Here is a 24,310-nt window from a genome sequence, read left to right as displayed (position 1 = left end):
CCTTTTGCGATAATTGCACGCGCCGCTCCCCGAAAGTCTTCGATTTCAGCGCTTAGAGTACGCAAGGAGCGGCGAAAGTTACTGCAACTAGGCCGTTATCGATGCAGAGCCGATGGCGCAGGTTTACCGCGGCGTGACCGACCCCAGCTCGGCCGCCCGATGGGCCGCCGCGACGATGCCCTGGTAACCCGTGCAGCGGCAGAAGTTCCCGGACAGGCCCTCGCGTATCTCCTCTTCGGTGGGGTCGGGGTTGTCGCGCAGCAACGCGGTCAGCGTGGTCACGAAACCCGGCGTGCAGAAGCCACATTGCAGGCCGTGACACTCCCGCAGCGCGGCCTGCACCGGCGACAGGGTGCCGTCGGGCGACGCGATGCCCTCGACCGTCGTCACCTCCGTGCCGTCCGCCTGAACCGCGAACATCAGGCACGACCGCACGGCGTCGCCGTCCACCAGCACCGTGCAGGCCCCGCACGCGCCGTGTTCGCAGCCGAGATGGGTACCGGTGAGCCCGCACCGCTCCCGCAGGAAGTCCGCCAGCGTCATCCGCGGTTCGACTGTAGCCGCGATCGCAGTCTCGTTGACCGACAACTGAACCGGCTGTTCATGCATGGCTTGCCTCCCCGCGTGCTTCCTCGATGGCTTGCGCCCAGGCGCGCGCGACCATGGTGGCGCCCACCTGGGTGCGATACGCCGCCGACCCTTGCAGGTCGGTCGGCACGTCGTCGAGGCCGTTCACCGCGGCCCGGCCGATCTCCTCGGGCACCAGCTCGCCGACCGGCTTGCCGACGACCGCGGCCTCGGCGGCGGTCGCCCGCATGACCGTGGGGCCCAGCCCCAGCAGCCCGATCCCGCAGCGGGACACCCGGTCGCCGTCGTCGAGCTGGACGCCCACCAGCGCGCCCGCGATCGCGAAATCGCCATGGCGACGCGCGAATTCGTGCACGGAAAACCCGGACCGGCCGTCCCACACCGGGAATCGGACCCCGGTCAGCACCTCGTCGGGTTCCATCGTGGTCTCCCAGAGGCCGGCGAAGAAGTCCGCGGCGGCGATCTCGCGGCGCCCGCGCGGCGACAGCACTTCCATCACCGCGTCCAGCGCCAGCGCGACCGCCGGGTATTCGCCCGCGGCGTCGGCGTGCGCGATCGACCCGCCGAGGGTGCCGCGGTTGCGGATCTGGAAGTGCCCGACAAAGGGGGTCGCACGGGTCAGCAACGGAACCGCTTGGCGCACTTGGTCATCCGAGCCGACGGTGGACTCGGTCGTGCCGGCGCCGATCCACAGTTCAGAGCCCCGCCGCTCGATGCCCCGCAGCTCCGAAAGCCGGGAGATGTCGATGAGATGGTCGAAGTAGGCCAGCCGCATCGCCAGCATGGGGACCAGGCTCTGGCCGCCCGCGATGATCTTTGCCTCGTCGCCCAGCTCGGCGAGCAGCGCCACGGCGTCCTCGACCGTGTCGGGGCGGTGGTAGTCGAACGACGCCGGCTTCACCGCGCCGCCTCCGTCAGCAGGGCCGCGATGGACGCCGGGCTGGCGGGCAGCCGGGTGAGCGTCACGCCCAGCGGCGCCAGCGCGTCGTTGATCGCGTTGATCACCGCGGGCACGGAGCCGATCGCCCCGCCCTCCCCGGCGCCCTTGTAGCCGCCGGGCCCCGGGCCGGGGATCTCGACGTGGCCGAATTCGATGGGCGGCACCTCGGTGGCCGTCGGCAGCAGGTAGTCGACGAATGTCGTTGCCAGCGGGTTGCCGTCGTCGTCGTAGGCGAGGTCCTCCATGAGCGCGCCGCCAATGCCCTGCACCGTCCCGCCGGCGATCTGGCCCTCCACGACGTTCGGGTTGATCATCGGCCCGACGTCCTCACTGACGATGTAGCGCAGCAGCGTGACCTTTCCCGTGGCCACGTCGACCTCGCAGGTGCAGGCGTGGGTCGCGTTGGACCACAGGATGGGGGCCTTGGCGACGTAGCGGGCGGTCGCCTCCAGCTCGGGCGACATGCCCGCCGGCAGCGCCTGCGGCGAGTAGTACGACAGGTAGGCCAGCTCGCCGAACGTCACCTGCTTCGACGGGTCGCCGCGCACCGCCGCGGTCGAATTCGCCAGCTCCACTTCGGATTCGGGCACCTTCAGCTGGTGCGCCGCCAGCGCCACGATCTTCTGGCGCAGGATCGTGCCCGCCTCCTCGACGGCCCCGGCGGTCATCGGGCCGCTGCGGCTGCCCTGCGTCCCGGCGCCATACGGCGTGACGGCCGTGTCGCCCTGGATGGTGGCGACGTCGTCGATGTCGGCGCCCAGCACATCGGCGGTCAGCTGAATGACGGTGGTTTCCAAGCTGTTTCCGCTGGAGCCGCCGTTCACGTAGACGTTGATCTTGCCCGTCGGCTCCACCCGGATGGTGCAACCCTCGGTGGCCAGGTGCCCCGTCGCCGCGCCGGTCGGCTCGATATACGCCGAGAACCCCAGGCCCAGGTAGCGGCCCTGCGCCAGCGCCTCGCGCTGCTCCTTGCGAAACCCTTCGTGGTCAAGGATTTTCACGGCCTGCTCGAACGTCTCGGCCGGCGCGACGTGGTCGTACGGCATGCCGTTGGGGTTGAAGTACGGCATCTCGTCGCGGCGCAGCAGGTTGCGCCGGCGCAGTTCCACCGGGTCCATGCCCATCTTGCGCGCGGCGATGTCCAGCAGGATCTCGCGCGCCAGCGTCTCGTACTGCCACGGGCCGCGGTAGGCGGCCAGCCCGCTGGTGTTGGTGAAGACCGTCTTGTAGTTGAAGCTGGCCTTGGGCACCCGGTAGGGCCCGGGGAAGAACATGCCGATGGCCGCCGTGGTCAGCACCGGGTAGGGCGTCGGGTAGGCGCCGACGTCCTGGACGAAATCGATGTCGGCGGCCTGGATGTTGCCGTCCTCGTCGAACGCCATCCGGCCCGTGCCGTCGACGTGGCGGGCCTGGCCGGCCGACATCAGGTTCTCGCGGCGGTCCTCGATCCACTTCAACGCCGCCGGCACCTTGCGGGCGGCCAGCATGATGCACATGTCCTCGCGCATCGGGACCACCTTCTGGCCGAAACCGCCGCCGGTGTCGCGCATGATGACCCGAACCCGTTGCGCCGCAATGCCTAACAGCCGCGCGCAGAACGCCCGCAACTCGTGTGGCGTCTGCGTCGACGCCCACAGCGTGAGCTCCTCGGACGCGGCCTCCCATTCGACCACCAGCCCGCGGGTCTCGATCGGCACGGGCGCGTAAATCTGTTGGTAGATGTTCTCTTTCACCACGCACGCCGCCGACGCGAACAGCTCTTCATCCGGCGGCGCGCCGCCCATCCCGCCCGCGACGTTGTCCGCATACGCGTCGTGCACCAGCACGTCCGAGGACTGCGCCCGGGTGAGGTCGGTGATCGCCGGCAGCGGCTCGTAGTCCACGTCGACCAGTTCCAGCGCGTCCTCGGCGATGTAGCGGCTCTCGGCGACGATCAGCGCGACCGGGTCACCGACGAACTTCGCCTCGCCCTCGGCCAGCGGCGGGCGGGGCGTGTCGGGCACGTCCTTGCCCGCGATGGCATGCCAGGCCTCCTTGACGTCGGGGTTGAGGTCGGCGGCGGTGAACACCGCGCGCACGCCGGGCAGCGCCAGCGCCGCCGACGCGTCGATGCCGTTGATCGTGGCGCGCGCGAACGGGCTGCGCACGAAGCAGGCGTGCAGCATGCCGGGCCGCGAGATGTCGTCGACGAACCCGCCGCGGCCGGTCAGCAGCCGCAGGTCCTCCACCCGCTGCACGCGGGTGCCCGCGTATCGCGGGGTCGTGGCCGTCGCCCCCTGCGCGTCTTGAGTCATTGCGCTCCATCCGGTTGTCGCCTGACGAGAACCTCGATGCCATCATAGGAGAGTGCCGTTATCGCAGTCGAGGGCCGTCGGCGTCCTGCTTGCCGCGGGCGAGGGACGCCGCTACGGCCGGCCGAAGGTGCTGGTCAAGGGCTGGCTGGACGCCGCGGTCGGGGCGCTGCGCGACGGCGGCTGCGACGACGTCGTCCTCGTCTTGGGCGCCGCCGAGATCGCGGCCCCGCCCGGGGTGACCCCCGTCGGCGCGCCGGACTGGCGCGACGGGCTGAGCGCCTCGGTGCGCGCCGGGCTGGGCGAGGCCGACCGCATTGGCGCGGAGTACGCGGTGCTGCACGTCATCGACACGCCCGACGTCGGCCCCGCCGCGGTGGCGCGGGTCCTCGGCCGGGCGCGGGCGTCGGGCAGTGGGCTGGCCCGCGCGTACTTCGGCGACCGGCCGGGCCACCCGGTGGTCATCGCGCGCCGGCACTGGCCGGACGTGCTCGAGCAGTTGGAGGGGGATCGGGGCGCCGCGGCGTTCCTGCGCGGCAGGTCGAACGTCGAGGCCGTCGACTGCGGCGACCTCGCCGGGGGTCAGGACATCGACGAACCCTGAGCGGGCGCGGCCGGGGCGGCGGTGTCCTGGGCGGCGGTCACCCGGTGGCGGACCAGGAACCAGCCGCCGATGAGCGCGGGGACGCCGACGACCGTCGCGCCGATCAGGTATGGGCCCTGCACCTTGTCGAAGAACATCAGGACGACCACCCCGACCAGGAACGCCAGCGTGAGGTAGCCGCTGTATGGCGACAGCGGCATCCGGAACTTGGGCCGTTGCACCCGCCCGGCCTTTGCCAGCCGGTAGAACTGCAGCTGGCTCGCCACGATCGTCCCCCACGCGAACACGATGCCGATGGCCGCGATGTGCAGCACGATCTCGAACGCCTGGCTGGGCTTGACGGCGTTGAGCACGATGCCCAACAAACCCACGGCGCTGGTGAGCAGGATCCCGCGGTACGGCACGCCCCGCTTCGACATCGGTGCGGTGAACTTCGGGCCGCTGCCGTTGATCGCCATCGACCGCAGGATGCGGCCCGTGGAATACAGTCCCGCGTTCAAACTCGACAGCGCGGCGGTCAACACCACCACGTTCATCACGCTGCCGGCCCCGTGGACACCGGCCTTGGAGAAGAACGTCACGAACGGGCTGACGTTGGCCTTGTAGGCGGTGTAGGGCAGCAGCAGGCCCAGCAGCACGGTCGACCCGATGTAGAACACCGCGATGCGGAACACCACCGAGTTGATCGCGCGCGGCATGACCTTCTCCGGGTTGGCCGTTTCCCCGGCCGCGATGCCGACGAGTTCGATTGCGGCGTAGGCGAACACCACGCCCGAGGTGACCAGCACCAGGGGCAACACGCCGGTGGGCACCAGGCCGCCATGGGTGTTCCACAGGCCGGTGCCGGTGTCATGACCGTCGATCTTGAAGCGCCCCACCAGAAAGACCGTGCCGACGACGAGGAACGTGACCAGCGCCAGCACCTTGATCAACGAGGCCCAGAACTCCAGCTCGCCGAAGGCCTTGACCGAGATCAGGTTCATCGACAGCACCACCAGCAGCGCGAACAACGCGATGGCCCACTGCGGGATGGCGTGGAAAATCCCCCAGTAGTGGCAGTAGTGCGCGATCGCGGTGGTATCCACGATCCCGGTCATCGACCAGTTGAGGACGTACATCCAGCCCGCGACGTAAGCCAGCTTCTCCCCGAAGAATTCGCGGGAGTACGACACGAACGATCCCGACGACGGGCGGTGCAGCACCAGCTCCCCGAGCGCGCGCAGGATCAGGAAGACGAAGATGCCGCAGACCCCGTAGACCAGGAACAGCCCGGGCCCCGCCGACGCCAGCCGTCCGCCGGCGCCGAGGAAAAGCCCGGTGCCGATGGCGCCACCGAGGGCGATCATCTGAATCTGGCGGTTTTTGAGGCTCTTGTGATAGCCCTCGTCCTCGCGGGCGAGCCGCTCGGCGGCACTGTCTGGTGGCATCGAGCTCCTGCCGTGGTGGCTCCGGGGAACGCTCAGGCTAACCCATGAGCGCGCCGCGTGCCCACCAACAATCGGCGAAGTTTTTACAGGCCCAGCAACCGCTCGGCGTTGCGGTGACTGATGAGCGCCCGGTCGTCGTCGCCCAGCGGCAGGCCGTCGAGGAAGTCCCGGGCGGCGCGCATCGACCCGAACGGGTAGTCGGCCGAAAAGCACACCCGCCCAACGCCGACCTGCGCGACCAGGTTGGCGTAGGTGGCCTCGTCGTTGAAGTTGGCGAAGGTGTAGTTCAGGTTTCGCCTCAGGTAGGTGCTGACGGGGTGCGTCAGGCCGGTCAGCTCGGGCTTCAGCGTGGCGTCGAACCGGGGCAGCATGAACGGGATCGCCTCGCCCATGTGGCCGATGACGACCTGCAACGACGGGTATCGGTCGAACACGCCGCCGAGGATTAACCGCAGCACGTGGGTGCCGGTGTTGATGTGCCAGCCCCAGCCGACGGTGGCCAGAGTGAACGTGACCTGGTCGGCGAACCCCGCGTAGCTGGAATCGATGACGCCCGCCGGCGGGATGGTCGGGTGCAGGTAGATCGGCACCCCCAGCCCGGCCGCGCGCGACAGGACGGGGTCGAAGAACGGATCGTCCAGGTAGCGGCCCTGGCTGTGCCCGTTAATCACCGCGCCGACAAAGCCGTACTCGCGCACCGCGCGCTCGAGTTCGTCGGCGGCCTCGGCGGGCGCGCTGATCGGCAGGGCGGCGAAGCCCGCCAGCCGCTCCGGATAGCGCGCGACCGCCTTGGCGAGCTCGTCGTTGCACGCGCGGGCCAGCCGGACGGCCTCCGGCCCGTCCAGCTGTTCGACGCCGGGGGTGGCCAGCGACAGCACCGCCACGTCGACGCCGCCGTCGTCCATCGCCGCGATCCGTCCCTCGCCCAGATCGCTGATCGGTTCGACGATGCCGGTGCGCGACGCCAGCCAGCGGCCCGGCCCGTTCAGGAATTCCGTTGTGGCGTAATGCTCTTCGAGTGCAATGGTGCGCATCAGCCGGCCAGCACCCGGGCCGCGGCGCTCCAGTACGTCAGCTCGTCGCGGTCGGCGGCCAGCCGGATCGTCTTGGTGTAGCCGTACTCCGCCAGCGTCTCCTGGGCGTGCTCGCGGCCGAACCCGCTGTGGCCCACGCCGCCGAACCCGGTGCCGATGGAAATCCGCTGATAGTTGTTGACGAAGACCGCGCCGGCGCGGATCCGCCGGCTGACCCGCAGCGCCCGGTCGCTGTCCTGGGTGAACACCGCCGCGACGAGCCCGAACGGCGTGGCGTTGGCGATGCGCACCGCCTCGTCCTCGTCAGTGAACGGCATGAGGGTGACGACGGGGCCGAAGATCTCGTCGCGGGCCACCCGCATCGTGGGGGTCACGCCGGTCAGGACCGTCGGGGCGACGTAGAAGCCGTCGGCCAGGCGGGGATCGTCGGGCAGCGGCGCCTGCGCGGCGATGTGGGCGCCTTCGGCCACGCCGATCCGCAGGTAATCGAGGACCTGATTCTGCTGCTTGCGGGTGACCAGCGGCCCGACGTCGGTCGCCGGGTCGGCGCCGTCGCCCACCCGCAGCCGGCCCACTGCTGCGCACAGCTTCGCCTCGAACTCCGCATAGACGCTGTCCTGCACCAGGATTCGCGACGCCGCGGTGCATGCCTCGCCCTGGTTGAAGAAGCCGCCGTCGACCGCGGCCAGCAGCGCCTCGTGCAGGTCGGCGTCGTCGAAAACGAGCAACGGGTTCTTTCCGCCCAGCTCCATCAGCGTCGGCGTGAGGTTGCCGGCCGCGGTGCGCAGCACCGACGCGCCCGTCCGCGGCGATCCGGTGAAGGAGACCTTGCCGACCAGCCGATGCCCGGCCAGCGCGGCGCCCACCTCGCCCCTCCCCGGCACGGTCTGCACCACCCCGTCCGGCAGCACCGACTGGATCAGCTCGACCATCCGCAACACCACCGAGGGCGTCTGCTCCGGTGGTTTGAGCACCACGGCGTTGCCGACCGCCAGCGCCGGTGCGACCTTCCCGGCGGTGTGGATCGGTGGCCAATTGAACGGGACGATCCCCGCGATCACCCCGTACGGCTCCAGCGTGGTGACGTCCAGCACCGGTCCGTAGTTGCGTGCCTGGCTGGGCAGCGCCTCCACCATGGCGCCGAAGTACTCGAAGATGGCGATCGCGGCTTCCACGTCGAAACTGCGCGCCTGGGTGATCGGCTTGCCCATTTCCAGCGTCTCGAGCGCGGCGATCTCGTCGGCGTGGTTACGGATCACCTCGGCGACCTGGCGCAGGTATCGGCCGCGCTCGCGTGCGGGGCGTTGCTTCCAGCGCAGGTGCGCGGCGTGCGCCCGGCGGACGGCCTGGTCCACCTCGTCCGGCCCGGCGCCCTGGACGACCGTGACCGTCTGGCCCGTCGCCGGGTTCTGCACGACGAACTGGTCGTCGGTGGACGCCGAGGACCACCTGGTCCGGGTTCTGGTGAGGGTGGGGCCCTGCAAACTCATAAAGCGCACCGTCCAAATTGAGGGGGGTTGGGGATCGACGCGACCCGATTCCGAACCGTAAGTTGGCCGGACCGGCAAACGCCAACGAAAATTCCTGATGGGAGCCATCACCGGCGGTGATAATGGCTCCGTGGAGCTTCGCCAGTTGGAGTACTTCCTCGCTGTCGCGGACAACCTCAGCTTCACCCGGGCCGCCAGAAGGCTGCACGTCGTCCAATCCGGAGTGTCCGCGACCATCAAGGCGCTGGAACGCGAACTCGGCGCGGAGCTATTCGTCCGGGGACCGGCGGGGGTGACGCTCACCTCGGCGGGACGCGCGCTGGCGCCGCATGCCCGCGCGACCATCGACGCCGCCCGCGTGGCCAAAGACGCCGTCGCCGCCGCCGGCGGCTCCGTCGGGGGCACCGTCCGGCTAGGAACGCTGATGTCGGTCAACAACATCGACATGCCGACGCTGCTGGCCGAGCTGCGTGCCAGGCACCCTGGCGTGCTGGTCCAGATTCGTTTCGCCCGGGCCGGTTCCGCGGGCCTGGCGCAGCAACTGCGTGACGGCAGCCTCGACGTCGCCCTGCTCGTCTTCCCCGACGGGCCGCCCGCCGACCTGCATACCCGGCTCGTCGCGGCCTTCCCGCTGCTGCTGCTCGTTCCGGCGGATCATCCGCTCGCCGGCCGCGAGTCGGTGTCGCTGGCCGAGCTGGCCGGGATGTCGTTCGTCGACGGCCCGCCGGGGTACGGCAACCGGGCGGTGGTCGACCGGGCCTTCGCCGCGGCCGGGGTGCGGCGCACGGTCGCCCTCGAGGTCGCCGACATCGCCACCACCGCGACCCACATCCGAAACGGCTTGGGCATCGGGTTCTTGAGCCGGTTCATCCTCGACGAGATCGGCAGCGACGGCCTGGCCACGCTGCGGATCTCCGACTACGACCTGTCCTGGCGCCTCTACGTCGCGATGTCGGCGGCGCGCCCGCCCAGCGCCGCCACCCGGGCCGTGTTCTCGCTGATCGAGGAGATGATCCCGGAGCCCGGCGCATCGACTGTGAGCTGACGGCTTTGCGTGTGCAGTGAGGGCGCGATTCCGGCCGATTTTCCACCCTGGCGCACCACGCAACGCCCTCAATTCACACGCAACGGGCTATCCCGGGGGAAATCGGGCCGCGCCGCGTTGAGTGTGAGCTGACGGCTTTGCGTGTGCAGTGAGGGCGCGATTCCGGCCGATTTTCCGCCCTGGCGCACCACGCAACGCCTTCGATTCACACGCAACGGCCACCCCGGGAACAAGACGCGCCCGCCCGCCGTTAGCATGGTCAACAAGTTGAGCGAAGCAGACTCAAGGCTGGGTTGACACCACAACGCCCGCGAGGGCAGGCTTGAGCGGGGTTCACTCAGCATAGTGGCACCAAAAAAGCTCTACGTAATCAGGAGGAATCACTATGGCTCGTGCGGTCGGTATCGACCTCGGGACCACCAACTCAGTCGTCTCGGTCCTCGAGGGCGGCGACCCCGTCGTCGTCGCGAACTCCGAGGGTTCGCGGACCACGCCGTCGATCGTCGCGTTCGCGCGCAACGGCGAAGTGCTGGTCGGCCAGCCCGCCAAGAACCAGGCGGTGACCAACGTCGACCGCACCATCAGGTCGGTCAAGCGGCACATGGGGACCGACTGGTCCGTCGAGATCGACGGCAAGAAGTACACCGCGCAGGAGATCAGCGCCCGCGTGCTGATGAAGCTGAAGCGCGACGCGGAGGCCTACCTCGGTGAGGACATCACCGACGCGGTCATCACCGTGCCCGCCTACTTCAACGACGCCCAGCGTCAGGCGACCAAGGAGGCCGGCCAGATCGCCGGCCTGAACGTGCTGCGCATCGTCAACGAGCCCACCGCCGCGGCGCTGGCCTACGGGCTGGACAAGGGCGAGAAGGAGCAGACCATCCTGGTCTTCGACCTCGGTGGCGGCACCTTCGACGTCTCGCTGCTCGAGATCGGCGAGGGCGTGGTCGAAGTCCGCGCCACCAGCGGTGACAACCACCTCGGTGGCGACGACTGGGACGACCGCGTCGTCGAATGGCTCGTCGACAAGTTCAAGGGCACCAGCGGCATCGACCTGACCAAGGACAAGATGGCGATGCAGCGGCTGCGTGAGGCCGCCGAGAAGGCCAAGATCGAGCTGTCGAGCTCGCAGAGCACCTCGATCAACCTGCCCTACATCACCGTCGACGCGGACAAGAACCCGCTGTTCCTCGACGAGCAGCTGACCCGCGCCGAGTTCCAGCGCATCACCCAGGACCTGCTGGACCGCACCCGTCAGCCGTTCAAGTCGGTGATCTCCGACGCCGGCATCTCGGTGTCCGACATCGACCACGTCGTGCTGGTGGGCGGTTCCACCCGCATGCCCGCGGTGACCGAGCTGGTCAAGGAGCTCACCGGTGGCAAGGAGCCCAACAAGGGCGTCAACCCCGACGAGGTGGTTGCCGTGGGCGCCGCGCTGCAGGCCGGTGTGCTCAAGGGTGAGGTGAAAGACGTTCTGCTGCTTGACGTTACGCCGCTGAGCCTCGGTATCGAGACCAAGGGTGGCGTGATGACCAAGCTCATCGAGCGCAACACCACGATCCCGACGAAGCGGTCGGAGACCTTCACCACGGCCGACGACAACCAGCCGTCGGTGCAGATCCAGGTCTATCAGGGTGAGCGTGAAATCGCCTCGCACAACAAGCTGCTCGGCTCCTTCGAGCTGACCGGCATCCCGCCGGCCCCGCGCGGCGTCCCGCAGATCGAGGTCACCTTCGACATCGACGCCAACGGCATCGTGCACGTCACGGCCAAGGACAAGGGCACCGGCAAGGAGAACACGATCAAGATCCAGGAGGGCTCCGGCCTGTCCAAGGAGGAGATCGACCGGATGATCAAGGACGCCGAGGCGCACGCCGAGGAGGACCGTCAGCGCCGCGAGGAGGCCGACATCCGCAACCAGGCCGAGACGCTGGTCTACCAGACCGAGAAGTTCGTCAAGGAGCAGCGCGAGGCCGAGGGCGGTTCGAAGGTCCCCGAGGACACGCTGAACAAGGTGGACGCCGCGGTGGCCGAGGCCAAGTCGGCGCTGGGCGGCACCGACATCTCCGCGATCAAGTCGGCGATGGAGAAGCTGGGCCAGGAGTCCCAGGCGCTCGGCCAGGCCATCTACGAGGCCACCCAGGCCGAAGGCGCTCAGGCCGGCGGCGGCGAGGCCGGCGGTCCGCAGTCCGGCTCGGCCGATGACGTCGTGGACGCGGAGGTGGTCGACGACGACCGGGAGGCCAAGTGACGGAAAGCAACCCGGAACAGGTAACGGTCACCGACAAGCGGCGCATCGATCCCGAAACCGGCGAAGTACGGCATGTCACTCCCGGCGCGGCAGCGCCGGGAGGGCAGGCCGCCGGTAAGGCGGATGCGTCGGCCGACAAGGTCGCCGAGCTGACCGCCGATCTGCAACGCGTGCAGGCGGACTTCACCAACTACCGCAAGCGGGCGCTGCGCGATCAGCAGGCCGCCGCGGACCGGGCCAAGGCCGCCGTCGTCAGCCAATTGCTCGGCGTGCTGGACGATCTCGATCGGGCCCGCAAGCACGGCGACCTGGAATCCGGCCCGCTGAAGTCGGTCGCCGACAAGCTGGACAGCGCGCTGACCGGCCTCGGCCTCACGGCGTTCGGCGAGGAGGGCGAGGACTTCGACCCGGTACTGCACGAGGCCGTGCAGCACGAGGGCGACGGCGCCGACGGCTCGAAGCCGGTGATCGGCACGGTCATGCGGCAGGGCTACAAGCTGGGTGACCAGGTGCTGCGGCACGCCCTCGTCGGCGTGGTCGACACCGTCGTCGGCGACGGCGACGGCGACGAACCGGTCGCCGTTCCCGATCCAGCCGAAACGCAACCGTCCGACACGGCCGATAACGCCGACGGCTCCGGTGATTAACAACGACAATCGCTTACGACAAATAGATAGAGAAAGGTGAGGGGGTGACGCGGCATGGCCCAGCGTGAATGGGTCGAAAAGGACTTCTACAAGGAGCTGGGCGTCTCCTCTGACGCCAGCCCGGAAGAGATCAAGCGCGCCTATCGCAAGCTGGCGCGCGACCTGCACCCGGATGCGAACCCCGACAACCCGGCCGCCGGCGAACGGTTCAAGGCGGTGTCGGAGGCGCACAACGTGTTGTCGGATCCGGCCAAGCGCAAGGAGTACGACGAAACCCGCCGCCTGTTCGCGGGCGGCGGTTTCGGCGGCCGCAGGTTCGACGGTGGCAGCGGCTTCAGCTTCAACGTCGGCGGCGTGGGCTCTGATGGCGCGGAGTTCAACCTCAGCGACCTGTTCGACGCCGCCGGCCGAAGCGGCGGCGCCAACATCGGCGACCTGTTCGGCGGCTTGTTCGGCCGCGGCGCCAGCCCCCGGCCCAGCCGGCCGCGGCGCGGCAACGACCTGGAGACCGAGACCGAGCTCGACTTCGTCGAGGCGGCCAAGGGTGTGGCCATGCCGCTGCGGCTGACCAGTCCGGCGCCGTGCACCAATTGCCATGGCAGCGGCGCGCGGCCGGGCACCAGCCCGAAGGTGTGCCCCAGCTGTAACGGCTCGGGCGTGATCAACCGCAACCAGGGCGCATTCGGCTTCTCCGAGCCCTGCACCGATTGCCGGGGCAGCGGCTCGATCATCGAGCACCCCTGCGACGAGTGCAAAGGCACCGGCGTGACGACCCGCACGCGCACCATCAACGTGCGGATCCCACCCGGGGTCGAGGACGGACAGCGGATCCGGCTGCCCGGGCAGGGCGAGGCCGGGCTGCGCGGTGCGCCGTCGGGCGACCTGTACGTGACCGTGCATGTGCGGCCGGACAAGGTGTTCGGCCGCGACGGCGACGACCTCACCGTGACCGTGCCGGTCAGCTTTAGCGAGTTGGCTTTGGGCTCAACACTTTCGGTTCCCACGCTGGACGGCAAGGTCGGCGTTCGGGTGCCCAAGGGCACCGCCGACGGCCGGATCCTGCGGGTGCGCGGACGCGGTGTGCCTAAGCGCGGCGGCGGCAACGGCGACCTGCTGGTCACCGTGAAGGTGTCCGTCCCGCCGAACTTGGAGGGCGCCGCCCAGGAGGCGCTGGAGGCCTACGCGGCGGCCGAGCAATCCAGTGGGTTCAATCCGCGTGCGGGATGGGCAGGTAATCGCTGATGGCTAGGAGCTCGCGGAACTCCAAGGAGGAAGCTCGAACCTTCCTCATCTCGGTGGCCGCCGAACTGGCCGGCATGCACGCGCAGACCCTGCGCACCTACGACCGCCTCGGGCTGGTCAGCCCGAGGCGCACTTCCGGTGGCGGACGCCGTTATTCGGAGCACGACGTGGACCTGCTGCGCGAGGTGCAGCGGCTGTCGCAGGACGAGGGCGTCAACCTGGCCGGCATCAAGCGCATCATCGAGCTGACCAATCAGGTGGAGGCGCTGCAGTCGCGCGTGAAGGAGCTGACCGAGGAGCTGGCGCAGGTGCGCGCCGGCCAGCGCCGCGACATCGCGGTGGTACCGAAGAGCACCGCGCTGGTGGTGTGGCAGCCGCGAAAGCCGCGCTAGCGGCATGGATGTGCTCACCGAGCACCCCATCGTCGAGACGCTCCTACAGCGATACCGGCGCGAGCTGGGCGCCCAGCTACGCACCTACCGCAATCACGTCTACCGCGGCATCAACTACCACCAACGGCTGCTCGCCGGACCGGTCCCCGACTTCGCCGTCCTGGCCTGGGCCGCACACGATCTCGGCATCTGGACCGCGGGCACCATGGACTACCTCACTCCGTCGGCCGAACTGGCGGCCGCGCACGCCGAAGAATTCGGCATCGCCAACGTCGACGACGTGCGCACGCTGATCGTGGAACACCACCGGCTGCGACGGTCGCACGATCGCATGGCCGAGACGTTTCGGATAGCCGACCGCATCGACGTGAGCCACGGCCTGCTACGCGCCGGTATCGCGCGCGGGGACATCCGGTCCGTGGTCGCCGAGTTGCCGTACGGCGGCTTCCACGCGTTCCTCGCCAAGGGCCTTTCGCGCTACGCCGCCGGGCACCCCCGTCGGCCCTTCCCCATGATGCGGTGGTGAAAGGCGCGCCCTTACACCCGAATCGAGAACTGCGTGACAGCCGGCGAAGCCGGGCGCGCGCAGGGGTACCCGCCGCGGCGCAGCGCGTCGGTCGGCGCGGCCATCGGCTCGAAACACACGAGCTCTTCGGCGGGCGGGGCGAAGATCTGCGCCGCGGGATACCCCCGCTCGAAGTGCACCTCCAGGCGGCGGCCACCGCCGGACACCGCGAATACCGCGCCGTCGCCCACCTGGTCATAGGCGTCGTCGAAAGCCTTGTCGCCCAAGGGTTCTTCGCGGGCCGGCTGGGGTTCGGACTCGCCGGTCGGCAGCCCCCGCTCGTCGAGCCGCAGGTGCCGCAGCGGCGGCGTCTCGATCATCCACTCGCGGCGGGGAACGTCCGGCAGGCGCAGGTAGGGATGGAAGCCGAAGCACAGCGGGACCGCGGTGTCGCCGCTCGCGGTGACGGTGGTGCGCACCGTCAGCGCCCGGTCGGCCAGCCGCACCGCCACCGAGAGCACGTGCGGGTACGGGAAGCTGGCCAGCAACCGCGGGTCGGCGCCGAAATCGACCTCCGCGGCCAGCTCGTTGCCCGACTCCGCCGTCACCCGCCAGCCCGGGTAGGCGGCCAGGGTGCCGTGGATGGGCAACCCGTTGGGATCGGCACGAACACCGTTGTCCCCGGGGGTCAGCGTCACCGTCACGCCCTCGGCCGTGTAGGTGTTGTCGCCCAATCGATTTGCCCACGGATACAGGATCGGGATGCCCATCGTCTTGCCCGCCTCGACGTAGGCCTGCAGACCGCGCCGCTGCCCGAGCAGCTCGGTGCCCGCGTCGGTCAGCGACGTGCCGATCATGCCGGCCTCCGGCACGAACTGCGCCGCCAACGGCGACGACGGGTCGGTCAGGGTGACGATGCGCATGGCTTACCTCGGTTCACCGGGACAGTGGGTCGTGCTGAATGCGTTCGGGCGGCGCGCCTTTGGCGATCAGCGCGGCCTTGGTCGCACGAACCATATCCGGTCCGCCGCACACCAGGATCTGCCGGTCGCCCCAGCCGCCGTATTTGGTCACCACGTCGGGCAGCCGGCCGGTCTGGTGCACGTGCAGCCCGCGCGGCGGCGTGACGTCGGGATAGTCGGCCGCCCACGACGGGTCGCGGCTGTACTCCGAGACCGGCGAGACGGACAGCCACGGATTGTGCTGGGCCACCTGCCACAGCGTGGGCAGGTCGTAGAGCTCGCAGCGGTAGCGGGCGCCGAAGAAGAGGTGCACCCGCGGATTGACCGCGTAGCGGCACAGGTCCATGATCAGCGCGCGCAGCGGCGCCAGCCCGGTGCTGCCGGCCACCATCAGCACGTCTTCGCCGTCCCGGTCGACCCGCAGGCCGCCGTGCGGGCTGGACAGCCGCCACCGGTCGCCCAGCCGGGTCTCGTTGACGATCGCGGTGCTGACCAGGCCGCCGGCGACCTGGCGGACGTGGAACTCGATGCCACCTCCGGGGTCGGCCGGAATCGCGGGGCTCAGGTAGCGCCACCGGCGCGGGCACTGCGGAACGTGGACGTCGACGTACTGGCCGGGGTAGTAGTCCATCGGGCGGTCGAGCTGCAGCCGCACGACAGCCAGGTCCCGCGAGACCCGGATGTGCTCGATGACCGTTCCGTCCCACCAGGCCGGCCCCTGCTCCGCGTCGGCGGCCCCGCTCATCACGCCGGTGATCAGGTTGAGCGACTGATCGGCGGCCGCCGCGACGGAATCGGTCCACGCGTCACCGAGGTGGTCGCGAAGCGTCGCATACAGCGCGCCCCGCAACGTGCCGTAATGGCCGGGGAGCACGCCGAATTTGCGGTGATCCCGTCCGAGCTGGGCCAGGAAGGCCACCGGCTCGGCCGCGCGTTGCTCCACCAGTTCCCCGTACACCCAGTGCAGGGCGTGGGCAAAAGCGGCCCGCTGGGGTGCCATCTCCGGCGGGAAAAGGTCGCGCACCGAGACGTCGAGCGCGAACCAGTGGGTATAGAACCTGCGGACGAGCGCATCGTCGAAGGCGTCGCGCAACACCCGCAATGCGTCGCGGTCCTCCAGGCTCACGGGCCCCGATTCTAGGCGTCAACGAAATTTTGTAGACTTGAGCGGAACACACTCAACCTTGACGGCGTTGAACATCACGACAAGCATTTTCATGCAGCCCTTTCTGACCCCAAACGGAGATCGTCGTGGACTCTTTTAACCCGACCACCAAAACGCAGGCGGCCCTGACCTCGGCGCTGCAGGCGGCCTCGGCCGCCGGCAATCCGGAGATTCGGCCCGCCCATCTACTGTTGGCGCTGCTGACGCAGAACGACGGGATCGCCGCGCCGCTGCTGGAGGCCGTCGGCGTCGAGCCCGCCACCATCCGCGCCGAGGCGCAGCGCATCCTGGACCAGCTGCCCCAGGCCAGCGGCGCCAGCTCGCAGCCGCAGCTCTCGCGCGAATCGCTGGCCGCCATCACCACCGCGCAGCAGCTCGCCACCGAGATGGACGACGAGTTCGTCTCGACCGAGCACCTGATGGTGGGGCTGGCCACCGGCGACTCCGACGTCGCCAAGCTGCTGACCGGGCACGGCGCGTCCCCGCAGGCGTTGCGGGAGGCGTTCGTCAAGGTCCGCGGCAGCGCGCGGGTCACCAGCGCCGACCCCGAGGCCACCTACCAGGCGCTGGAGAAGTACTCGACCGACCTGACCGGCCGGGCCCGCGAGGGCAAGCTCGACCCCGTCATCGGGCGCGACAACGAGATTCGCCGCGTCGTGCAGGTTTTGAGCCGTCGCACCAAGAACAACCCGGTGCTCATCGGCGAGCCCGGCGTCGGCAAGACCGCGATCGTGGAGGGCCTGGCCCAGCGCATCGTCGCCGGTGACGTGCCGGAGAGCCTGCGCGACAAGACCGTCATCGCCCTGGACCTCGGGTCGATGGTGGCGGGCGCCAAGTACCGCGGCGAGTTCGAGGAGCGGCTCAAGGCCGTGCTCGACGACATCAAGAACTCCGCCGGGCAGATCATCACGTTCATCGACGAGCTGCACACCATCGTGGGCGCCGGCGCGACCGGCGAGGGCGCGATGGACGCCGGCAACATGATCAAGCCGATGCTGGCCCGCGGCGAGCTGCGCCTGGTCGGCGCCACCACGCTCGACGAGTACCGCAAGTACATCGAGAAGGACGCCGCGCTGGAGCGCCGCTTCCAGCAGGTGTTCGTCGGCGAGCCGTCGGTGGAGGACACCGTCGGCATCCTGCGTGGCCTGAAGGACCGCTACGAGGTGCACCACGGCGTGCGCATCACCGACTCCGCGCTGGTCGCGGCGGCCACCTTGAGCGACCGCTACATCACCGCGCGGTTCCTGCCGGACAAGGCCATCGACCTCGTCGACGAGGCCGCCAGCCGGCTGAAGATGGAGATCGACTCGCGGCCCGTCGAGATCGACGAGGTCGAGCGCCTGGTGCGCCGCCTCGAGATCGAGGAGATGGCGCTGGAGAAAGAGGAAGACGAGGCCTCCAAGGAGCGCCTGGAGAAGTTGCGCGCCGAGCTGGCCGACCAGAAGGAGAAGCTGGCCGAGCTGACCACCCGCTGGCAGAACGAGAAGAACGCGATCGACGTCGTCCGCGAGCTCAAGGAACAGCTGGAGGCGCTGCGCGGGGAGTCCGAGCGCGCCGAGCGCGACGGCGACCTGGCCAAGGCCGCCGAGCTGCGCTACGGGCGCATCCCCGAAGTGGAAAAGAAGCTCGACGCCGCGCTTCCGCAGGCCGAGGCCCGCGAGAACGTCATGCTCAAGGAGGAGGTCGGCCCCGACGACATCGCCGACGTGGTGTCGGCGTGGACCGGCATCCCGGCCGGCCGGATGCTCGAGGGCGAGACCGCCAAGCTGCTGCGGATGGAAGACGAGCTGGGCAAGCGCGTGGTCGGGCAGAAGAAGGCCGTGCAGGCCGTGTCCGACGCGGTGCGGCGCAGCCGCGCCGGGGTCGCCGACCCCAACCGGCCCACCGGTTCGTTCATGTTCCTGGGCCCCACCGGCGTCGGCAAGACCGAGCTGGCCAAGGCGCTGGCCGACTTCCTGTTCGACGACGACCGGGCCATGGTCCGCATCGACATGAGCGAGTACGGCGAGAAGCATTCCGTCGCCCGGCTGGTGGGTGCGCCCCCCGGCTACATCGGTTACGACCAGGGCGGTCAGCTGACCGAGGCGGTGCGCCGGCGCCCCTACACCGTGGTGCTGTTCGACGAGATCGAAAAGGCACACCCGGACGTGTTCGACGTGCTGCTGCAGGTCCTCGACGAGGGCCGGCTCACCGACGGGCAGGGCCGCACGGTCGACTTCCGCAACACCATCCTCATCCTGACGTCCAACCTCGGGTCGGGCGGCAGCGAGGAGCAGGTGATGGCCGCGGTGCGCTCGGCGTTCAAGCCGGAGTTCATCAACCGGCTCGACGACGTGCTGATCTTCGACGGGCTCAACCCCGAAGAGCTGGTGCAGATCGTCGACATCCAGCTCGAGCAGCTGGGCAAGCGGTTGGCGCAACGGCGGCTGCAGCTGGAGGTGTCGCTGCCGGCCAAACGCTGGCTGGCGCAGCGCGGGTTCGACCCGGTCTACGGCGCCCGGCCATTGCGTCGGCTCGTGCAGCAGGCCATCGGCGACCAGCTGGCCAAGATGCTGCTGGCCGGCGACGTGCACGACGGCGACGTGGTGCCCGTCAACGTCAGCCCGGACGGCGACTCGCTGGTCCTGGGCTAGATCGGCTCGCGTGTGAATCCTGGGCTTTGAGTGTGAATCCTGGGCGGGAAAATCGTCGAGATCCCGCCGCCAGTTCACACTCAAAGCCGTCAGCGCACACTCAGCGCGCGCTCTAGCAAACCTTAATTTGCTTGTGACCTGGTCGCATTGTCTAATCCGGGCCCACAGCGGATACCCTGTGTGGGATGGTCCCCCTTTGGTTCACGCTGTCCGCGCTGTGCTTTGTCGGTGCGGGCGTGCTGCTGTACGTCGACATCGATCGACGCCGCGGCCGCAGCAGGCGCCGTAAATCGTGGGCACGCTCGCACGGCTTCGACTACGAGCGCGAATCGACCGACATCCTCAAGCGCTGGAAGCGCGGGGTGATCTCGACGGTGGGCGATGTCCCCGCCCACAACGTCGTGCTGGGCCAGATCCGCGGCGAGGCGGTCTACATCTTCGACGTCGAGGAAGTCGCCACGGTGATCGCGCTGCACCGCAAGGTCGGCACCAACGTCGTCGTCGACCTGCGCCTCAAGGGCCTGAAAGAGCCTCGGGAGAGCGACATTTGGTTGCTCGGCGCGATCGGCCCCCGGATGGTGTACTCGACCAATCTGGACGCGGCCCGGCGGGCCTGCGACCGGCGCATGGTCACCTTCGCGCACACCGCCCCCGACTGCGCCGAGATCATGTGGAACGAGCAGAACTGGACGTTGGTCGCCATGCCGATCTCCAGCACGCGCGCGCAGTGGGACGAGGGCCTGCGCACAGTGCGCCAGTTCAACGACCTGCTGCGCGTATTGCCGCCGGTGCCCCAGGAGACCCCGCAGGAAGCGGGTGCGCCCGCGCTGCCGCGCAACGCCGCGCCGAGTCGACCCCTGGCGCCCGCCGGTCGCCTCGAGTTGCCGTCGAGGCGGCCGCAACAGGACGTGTCGGGGTTGCTGGGCTCCGACGTTCAGGCGGGCCGTCGCGCCACCGAGCCGCTGCGCCGCGACCAGGGCCGGCAGCCGCCGACCGGTCGCAACGGCCACCAGGCCAGTAACTACCAGCGCTGAGGCCGGTCGGGCCCGCGTCATTACACTGTCGCTCATGCCGCGCCCCGTAGCCCTGATCACCGGGCCGACGTCCGGGATCGGCGGGGGCTACGCACGCCGCTATGCGCGCGACGGCTACGACCTGGTTCTGGTCGCCCGCGACGTCGACCGGCTGACCAAGCTGGCGGCCGAGCTCGAGGGCCAGGGCGGCAACATCGAGATCCTGCCGGCGGACCTGGCCGACGCGGCCGGCCGCGACAAGGTCGCCGAGCGGCTCGCCGCCGGGGTGCGGGTCCTGGTCAACAACGCCGGCTTCGGCACGTCCGGCGAATTCTGGACGGCCGATCCCGCGCTGCTGCAGGCGCAGCTGGACGTCAACGTGACCGCGGTGCTGCAGCTCACCCGGGCCGCGGTGCCTGCCATGATGGCCGCCGGCGCCGGGACCGTGATCAACGTCGCCAGCGTCGCGGGGCTGGTGAACGGGCGGTCGTCGACGTATTCGGCGTCCAAGGCCTGGGTGATCTCGTTCAGCGAGGGCCTGGCCGGCTCGCTGGACGGAACCGGGGTCGGCGTGCACGCCGTGTGCCCGGGCTTCGTGCACACCGAATTTCACACCAGGGCCGGCATGGACATGGCCAAGCTGCCGCCGTTCCTGTGGCTCGAGGTCGACGACGTGGTCGCCGAAAGCCTGGCCGACGTCGCCGCCGGCAAGGTGATCAGCGTCCCGGGCCTGCAGTACAAGGCGATCGTCACCGCCGGGCGGCTGCTGCCCCGCGGCCTGGTGCGCACCGCGACGAAACGGGTCGGCGGCCGTGACCGGAGCTGACGCGCGCGGCGAGCTGGCCGAGCTGGTGCGCCGACTGTCGGTGGTGCACGGCCGGGTGACGCTGTCGTCGGGCAAGGAGGCCGACTATTACGTCGACCTGCGCCGGGCCACGCTGCACCACCGCGCCTCCGCGCTGATCGGCACGCTGATGCGCGAGCTCACCGCCGACTGGGACTACGCCGTCGTCGGCGGCCTGACCCTGGGCGCCGACCCCGTCGCGACCGCCATCATGCACGCGCCCGGGCGGCCCATCGACGCGTTCGTCGTGCGCAAGTCGGCGAAAACCCATGGGCTGCAACGCCTTATCGAGGGATCCGAGGTCTCCGGCCAGCGGGTCCTGGTGGTGGAGGACACCAGCACCACCGGCAACTCGGCGCTGACGGCGGTGCATGCCGTGCAGGAGGCGGGCGGCCAGGTGATCGGGGTGGCCACCGTGGTGGACCGCGCCACCGGCGCCGCCGAGACCATCGAAGCCGAGGGAATTCCGTACCGCAGCGTGCTGGGCCTCGCCGATCTAGGGCTGGGCTAGGCCGCGTTTCATGCATGCGCTGTCCCGGGTCGCCCAGCCGCCGATCTGTCGCTATGAGGCGGGCAAATCGTCGACTGCGAATGATGTCAATTAGATTCGGGCGCCTTACTCGCGCCGCGTGCATCCTCGTCGCCGTCGCGGCGTGCCTCGTGGGCTGTTCGGGTTCCGACCGTCCCGCCCGGCCCTTCGGCGCGCAGGGCGCGCGGCTCGGCGAATCGCTGGCGCTGCTGGGCTGGAACATGTCGGTGTCGAACCTGCGCTGGGACGGCGACTACGTGCTGATCGATCTCGACGCGTCGCCCGCCGACCCGAAGGCGCCGCACGCCAAACCGGAGGACATCCGCTTCGGGCTCTACGGCGCGCTGGCGCACCCGTTGGAGTCGGCCGCGCTGGGCAGCTGCGACGACGCGGCCGCGAAGGTGCACGATATCCAGCACCCGCTGTCGGCGCCCCCCAACCGGCTCACCGGCAGCATTTGCCTTGGGCCGCTTAAGGATCGGAGCCAGGTCCGCGGGGTGTACGCCTACTCGCCGCGCGACCGGATCCCGAACACGTCGGCGGCCTACCCCGCGGCGTTTCCGGTGGGGCTGCCGCCGACCAACGCCAATGACACCGGCCTGACCGTCAAGACCGTCAGCCTGTCGGCCTGGCGCGCCGACGGCGCCCCGGTGACCAAGGCCCAGCTCGGCGACCCGGCCGCGTTCGTCGGCAACGGCTACATGCTGCTCGGTCTGGAAGCCACCGCCCTCGCGGACCGGTATCGCGACGACTCCGCCAAGCGCGGCGGCCCGCTGATGCTGCTGGCGTCGCCGACGCTGCCCGGCCGCGGCCTGAACCCGGCCTGCGCGACGTACGGGTCGTCTGTGCTGGTCCTGCCCGACGCGTCGCTGGACTCGGTCCGCGTCAACGCCTCGCTGTGCACCCAGGGCGAGATCAACGAGGCGCTGCTGTACGCCACGGTGGCGGTCGACGGCACCCACGCCGGCGTGTGGACGCAGCGATGAGCGACCCCGGTCCCACCGAATGGGGAACGACGGCCGGCGGCGTCGGGCCGTGGCCGGGCGAGCCGCCCGACGACCCGCGATATGATCCAAACCTGTTGCGCGACGGCGATACTCGCAACGTCGTCGACGCCTACCGGTACTGGAGCCGCGAGGCGATCATCGCCGACATCGACCTGCGCCGTCACCCGCTGCACGTGGCGATCGAGAACTTCGGCTACGACGCCAACATCGGCTCGGTGGTGCGCACCGCCAACGCCTTCGCGGTCGACACGGTGCACATCGTCGGGCGGCGGCGCTGGAATCGCCGCGGCGCCATGGTCACCGACCGCTATCAGCGTCTGTGCCACCACGACAGCACCGCCGCGCTGCTCGAGTTCGCGGCCGGCGCGGGGCTGACCGTCGTCGCGGTCGACAACTTGCCGGGCGCGCGGCGGCTGGAGGAGACGGCGCTGCCGCGGGAGTGCCTGATGGTGTTCGGTGAGGAGGGCCCGGGCATCACCGACGACATCCGGGCCGGCGCGGCGCTCACTGTGTCGATCGCCCAGTTCGGCTCGACGCGCAGCATCAACGCCGGCGTCGCCGCCGGGATCGCGATGCATGCCTGGGTGCGGCAGCACGCCGACCTGTCGCGCGCCTGGTAGCCGCCTTCAGTGTGAATCCCTGACCTTGAGTGTGAACCGGCGGCGAAGCTCATCGGCGTGTCGTCGCCCAGGATTCACACTCAACTCCACAGCGTCACATGCACTTTCGGGCGGAAGCGGGTCACGCCGACGCCGGAGCCGCGGATCATGGCCTGGGTGCACCGCGGCGTGGTGATGAAGCGGACGAGCTCCGAGACGGCCGGTTGCCGCACCGACGGCCCCAGCGTCGCCGCGCACCACTCGCCCGACCTTTCCAGGCCCGGACCGCCCACGCGGGTCAACCGCCCGGCCGCGAGGTCCTTGCCGACGGCGAAACCGATCGTCAGCGACACACCGCCGACCCGCTGCACCTCTTCGAGCGCGGCGGCGTCGCTCTGAAAGATCCGCTGGTTCGATTCGGGAATCGCCAAGTCCCGCAACATCTTTGCGATCTCGCCGTCCACGCCGCCGGCGGCCGGGCCGAGCATCCACTGCTGCTGGCGCAGCAGCGCCGGCGCCGGAACGCCCGCGGCCAGTGGGCTGTTGGGCGGCACGACGGTGATGATCTGGTATTTCAGGAACGGCCGCACGAAGATCGCGTCGTCCGGGCCCAGCGAACCCTCGCCCGCCGGCCCGATCGCGATGTCGACGGCGCGCGAGCAGATCAAGTCGCGGAACCGGCTCGTCGGGTGCACGCTCAGTTCCACCGACAGGTCGTCGGCCCGCGACGAGAACAGCTCGATCAGCCCGGGCGCCGCGTGCTCGGCGAACGCGGTCGAGGCGGCGATCCGCAGCAGCCGGCGCCCGTGCGCGGCCTCGGTGACCTCGATCGCCGTTTGCTGCTGCAGCCCCAGGATCTCGACCGCGCGGCTGGCCCGCCGCAGCCCGCCCGGCGTGAACGCCAGGCCGGCGCCCGTCCGGGTGAACAGCGGGTCGTCCAGCTCCTTGCGCAGCGCCGCCACCAGCATCGAGACGCCGGCGTCGGAAACACCCAACTCCGCCGCGGCGGCGCGCACCGAGCCCAGCCGCACCGTCCGGCGCCACCATCATCGAGGCCCCGGGCGGGCGCGGCGCGGACCGGAAGGTGCGCACCACCGTGCCC

At 69.9% G+C, this 24,310-nt stretch carries 22 protein-coding genes and 1 pseudogene; 13 read left to right on the top strand and 10 right to left on the bottom strand.

Annotated elements, in window-relative coordinates; genetic code table 11:
• Positions 1 to 123 precede the first annotated feature (123 nt).
• From A9X00_RS05275 to A9X00_RS05265, 3 genes are read right to left on the bottom strand one after another with little or no spacing between them, the layout of a single operon-like run.
• Entirely contained in the window at positions 124 to 609 is a 486-nt protein-coding gene (locus tag A9X00_RS05275; protein WP_067150062.1) for a (2Fe-2S)-binding protein, read from the bottom strand.
• Positions 602 to 1,489 carry a xanthine dehydrogenase family protein subunit M gene (locus tag A9X00_RS05270; RefSeq protein ID WP_067150059.1) on the bottom strand — a complete coding sequence of 296 codons (888 nt, stop codon included), beginning with the start codon at positions 1,487 to 1,489 and terminating at the stop codon, positions 602 to 604. The genes A9X00_RS05275 and A9X00_RS05270 overlap by 8 nt, the downstream gene beginning before the upstream one ends.
• Entirely contained in the window at positions 1,486 to 3,822 is a 2,337-nt protein-coding gene (locus tag A9X00_RS05265; RefSeq protein WP_067150056.1) for a xanthine dehydrogenase family protein molybdopterin-binding subunit, read from the bottom strand. The genes A9X00_RS05270 and A9X00_RS05265 overlap by 4 nt, the downstream gene beginning before the upstream one ends.
• Positions 3,823 to 3,874: 52 nt before the next feature.
• On the opposite strand from A9X00_RS05265, the gene A9X00_RS05260 reads away from it, so the two are divergent.
• Entirely contained in the window at positions 3,875 to 4,423 is a 549-nt protein-coding gene (locus tag A9X00_RS05260; RefSeq protein WP_067150052.1) for an NTP transferase domain-containing protein, read from the top strand.
• Here A9X00_RS05260 and A9X00_RS05255 read toward each other — a convergent pair.
• From A9X00_RS05255 to A9X00_RS05245, 3 genes are all read right to left on the bottom strand, one after another.
• Entirely contained in the window at positions 4,402 to 5,850 is a 1,449-nt protein-coding gene (locus A9X00_RS05255) for an amino acid permease (protein ID WP_067150050.1), read from the bottom strand. The two genes, A9X00_RS05260 and A9X00_RS05255, sit on opposite strands and share 22 nt — an antisense overlap.
• An 83-nt stretch (positions 5,851 to 5,933) precedes the next feature.
• On the bottom strand, positions 5,934 to 6,884 hold the full coding sequence (locus tag A9X00_RS05250; RefSeq protein ID WP_067150042.1) for an amidohydrolase family protein: 951 nt from the start codon (positions 6,882 to 6,884) through the stop codon (positions 5,934 to 5,936).
• Positions 6,884 to 8,374: an aldehyde dehydrogenase gene (locus A9X00_RS05245; protein WP_067150039.1), complete on the bottom strand. Its 1,491-nt coding sequence runs from the start codon at positions 8,372 to 8,374 to the stop codon at positions 6,884 to 6,886. Before A9X00_RS05245 ends, A9X00_RS05250 begins: the two co-directional genes overlap by 1 nt.
• Positions 8,375 to 8,504: 130 nt before the next feature.
• On the opposite strand from A9X00_RS05245, the gene A9X00_RS05240 reads away from it, so the two are divergent.
• The 6 genes from A9X00_RS05240 to A9X00_RS05215 all read left to right on the top strand — a co-directional run bounded on the left by A9X00_RS05240 (position 8,505) and on the right by A9X00_RS05215 (position 14,477).
• Entirely contained in the window at positions 8,505 to 9,419 is a 915-nt protein-coding gene (locus A9X00_RS05240; protein ID WP_067150092.1) for a LysR family transcriptional regulator, read from the top strand.
• Between the two features lie 385 nt (positions 9,420 to 9,804).
• Positions 9,805 to 11,670 carry a molecular chaperone DnaK gene (gene dnaK / locus A9X00_RS05235; protein WP_067150036.1) on the top strand — a complete coding sequence of 622 codons (1,866 nt, stop codon included), beginning with the start codon at positions 9,805 to 9,807 and terminating at the stop codon, positions 11,668 to 11,670.
• The gene (gene grpE / locus A9X00_RS05230) at positions 11,667 to 12,317 is read left to right on the top strand and encodes a nucleotide exchange factor GrpE (protein WP_067150033.1); all 651 of its coding nucleotides are present in this window, start codon (positions 11,667 to 11,669) and stop codon (positions 12,315 to 12,317) included. Before dnaK ends, grpE begins: the two co-directional genes overlap by 4 nt.
• 54 nt (positions 12,318 to 12,371) lie before the next feature.
• Positions 12,372 to 13,559: a molecular chaperone DnaJ gene (gene dnaJ, locus A9X00_RS05225; protein ID WP_067150030.1), complete on the top strand. Its 1,188-nt coding sequence runs from the start codon at positions 12,372 to 12,374 to the stop codon at positions 13,557 to 13,559.
• Positions 13,559 to 13,951: a heat shock protein transcriptional repressor HspR gene (locus tag A9X00_RS05220; protein ID WP_067150027.1), complete on the top strand. Its 393-nt coding sequence runs from the start codon at positions 13,559 to 13,561 to the stop codon at positions 13,949 to 13,951. Before dnaJ ends, A9X00_RS05220 begins: the two co-directional genes overlap by 1 nt.
• Before the next feature lie 4 nt (positions 13,952 to 13,955).
• The gene (locus A9X00_RS05215; protein ID WP_067150024.1) at positions 13,956 to 14,477 is read left to right on the top strand and encodes a hypothetical protein; all 522 of its coding nucleotides are present in this window, start codon (positions 13,956 to 13,958) and stop codon (positions 14,475 to 14,477) included.
• 11 nt (positions 14,478 to 14,488) lie between these two features.
• On the opposite strand, the gene A9X00_RS05210 is transcribed toward A9X00_RS05215, so the two are convergent.
• A complete protein-coding gene (locus A9X00_RS05210; RefSeq protein WP_067150022.1) occupies positions 14,489 to 15,379 on the bottom strand; it encodes an aldose 1-epimerase in 891 nt (296 codons plus the stop codon).
• Positions 15,380 to 15,392: 13 nt separating this feature from the next.
• Positions 15,393 to 16,544, bottom strand: a complete 1,152-nt coding sequence (locus A9X00_RS05205) for an FAD-binding oxidoreductase (protein ID WP_067150020.1) — start codon at positions 16,542 to 16,544, stop codon at positions 15,393 to 15,395.
• 125 nt (positions 16,545 to 16,669) lie between these two features.
• On the opposite strand from A9X00_RS05205, the gene clpB reads away from it, so the two are divergent.
• The 6 genes from clpB to A9X00_RS05175 all read left to right on the top strand — a co-directional run bounded on the left by clpB (position 16,670) and on the right by A9X00_RS05175 (position 23,229).
• A complete protein-coding gene (clpB, locus tag A9X00_RS05200) occupies positions 16,670 to 19,216 on the top strand; it encodes an ATP-dependent chaperone ClpB (protein WP_067150018.1) in 2,547 nt (848 codons plus the stop codon).
• Positions 19,217 to 19,401: 185 nt separating this feature from the next.
• Positions 19,402 to 20,250, top strand: a complete 849-nt coding sequence (gene ttfA, locus A9X00_RS05195; RefSeq protein WP_067150015.1) for a trehalose monomycolate transport factor TtfA — start codon at positions 19,402 to 19,404, stop codon at positions 20,248 to 20,250.
• Between the two features lie 34 nt (positions 20,251 to 20,284).
• On the top strand, positions 20,285 to 21,055 hold the full coding sequence (locus A9X00_RS05190; protein WP_067150012.1) for an SDR family oxidoreductase: 771 nt from the start codon (positions 20,285 to 20,287) through the stop codon (positions 21,053 to 21,055).
• Positions 21,042 to 21,584 (top strand): orotate phosphoribosyltransferase, encoded by a 543-nt coding sequence (gene pyrE, locus A9X00_RS05185; protein ID WP_067150009.1) that lies wholly within the window; start codon positions 21,042 to 21,044, stop codon positions 21,582 to 21,584. Before A9X00_RS05190 ends, pyrE begins: the two co-directional genes overlap by 14 nt.
• 83 nt (positions 21,585 to 21,667) lie before the next feature.
• Complete coding sequence (locus A9X00_RS05180) at positions 21,668 to 22,588, top strand: hypothetical protein (protein WP_067150089.1); 921 nt, start codon at positions 21,668 to 21,670, stop codon at positions 22,586 to 22,588.
• Positions 22,585 to 23,229: an RNA methyltransferase gene (locus A9X00_RS05175; protein WP_067150006.1), complete on the top strand. Its 645-nt coding sequence runs from the start codon at positions 22,585 to 22,587 to the stop codon at positions 23,227 to 23,229. Before A9X00_RS05180 ends, A9X00_RS05175 begins: the two co-directional genes overlap by 4 nt.
• An 80-nt stretch (positions 23,230 to 23,309) precedes the next feature.
• Here the strand turns inward: A9X00_RS05175 and A9X00_RS05170 are convergent, their stop codons facing one another.
• On the bottom strand, positions 23,310 to 24,239 hold the full coding sequence (locus tag A9X00_RS05170) for a LysR family transcriptional regulator (protein WP_067150003.1): 930 nt from the start codon (positions 24,237 to 24,239) through the stop codon (positions 23,310 to 23,312).
• Positions 24,235 to 24,310: pseudogene (locus tag A9X00_RS31615) on the bottom strand (XdhC family protein); the annotation flags it as partial. The pseudogene A9X00_RS31615 and the gene A9X00_RS05170, both read right to left, overlap by 5 nt.

Source organism: Mycobacterium sp. 1245805.9 (assembly GCF_001672915.1).
Lineage (GTDB): Bacteria > Actinomycetota > Actinomycetes > Mycobacteriales > Mycobacteriaceae > Mycobacterium.
The sequence above is the reverse complement of the archived record's forward strand: the minus strand, read 5'-3'. Positions and strand labels throughout refer to the sequence as shown.

What these genes read in the sequence shown, in the direction of transcription:
- A9X00_RS05275 (WP_067150062.1), bottom strand. Translation starts at nt 609, where the DNA reads ATGCATGAACAGCCGGTTCAGTTGTCGGTCAACGAGACTGCGATCGCG.
- A9X00_RS05265 (WP_067150056.1), bottom strand. Translation starts at nt 3,822, where the DNA reads ATGACTCAAGACGCGCAGGGGGCGACGGCCACGACCCCGCGATACGCG.
- A9X00_RS05255 (WP_067150050.1), bottom strand. Translation starts at nt 5,850, where the DNA reads ATGCCACCAGACAGTGCCGCCGAGCGGCTCGCCCGCGAGGACGAGGGC.
- A9X00_RS05250 (WP_067150042.1), bottom strand. Translation starts at nt 6,884, where the DNA reads ATGCGCACCATTGCACTCGAAGAGCATTACGCCACAACGGAATTCCTG.
- A9X00_RS05245 (WP_067150039.1), bottom strand. Translation starts at nt 8,374, where the DNA reads ATGAGTTTGCAGGGCCCCACCCTCACCAGAACCCGGACCAGGTGGTCC.
- dnaK (WP_067150036.1), top strand. Translation starts at nt 9,805, where the DNA reads ATGGCTCGTGCGGTCGGTATCGACCTCGGGACCACCAACTCAGTCGTC.
- dnaJ (WP_067150030.1), top strand. Translation starts at nt 12,372, where the DNA reads ATGGCCCAGCGTGAATGGGTCGAAAAGGACTTCTACAAGGAGCTGGGC.
- A9X00_RS05220 (WP_067150027.1), top strand. Translation starts at nt 13,559, where the DNA reads ATGGCTAGGAGCTCGCGGAACTCCAAGGAGGAAGCTCGAACCTTCCTC.
- A9X00_RS05215 (WP_067150024.1), top strand. Translation starts at nt 13,956, where the DNA reads ATGGATGTGCTCACCGAGCACCCCATCGTCGAGACGCTCCTACAGCGA.
- A9X00_RS05210 (WP_067150022.1), bottom strand. Translation starts at nt 15,379, where the DNA reads ATGCGCATCGTCACCCTGACCGACCCGTCGTCGCCGTTGGCGGCGCAG.
- ttfA (WP_067150015.1), top strand. Translation starts at nt 19,402, where the DNA reads ATGGTCCCCCTTTGGTTCACGCTGTCCGCGCTGTGCTTTGTCGGTGCG.
- A9X00_RS05190 (WP_067150012.1), top strand. Translation starts at nt 20,285, where the DNA reads ATGCCGCGCCCCGTAGCCCTGATCACCGGGCCGACGTCCGGGATCGGC.
- A9X00_RS05180 (WP_067150089.1), top strand. Translation starts at nt 21,668, where the DNA reads ATGTCAATTAGATTCGGGCGCCTTACTCGCGCCGCGTGCATCCTCGTC.
- A9X00_RS05175 (WP_067150006.1), top strand. Translation starts at nt 22,585, where the DNA reads ATGAGCGACCCCGGTCCCACCGAATGGGGAACGACGGCCGGCGGCGTC.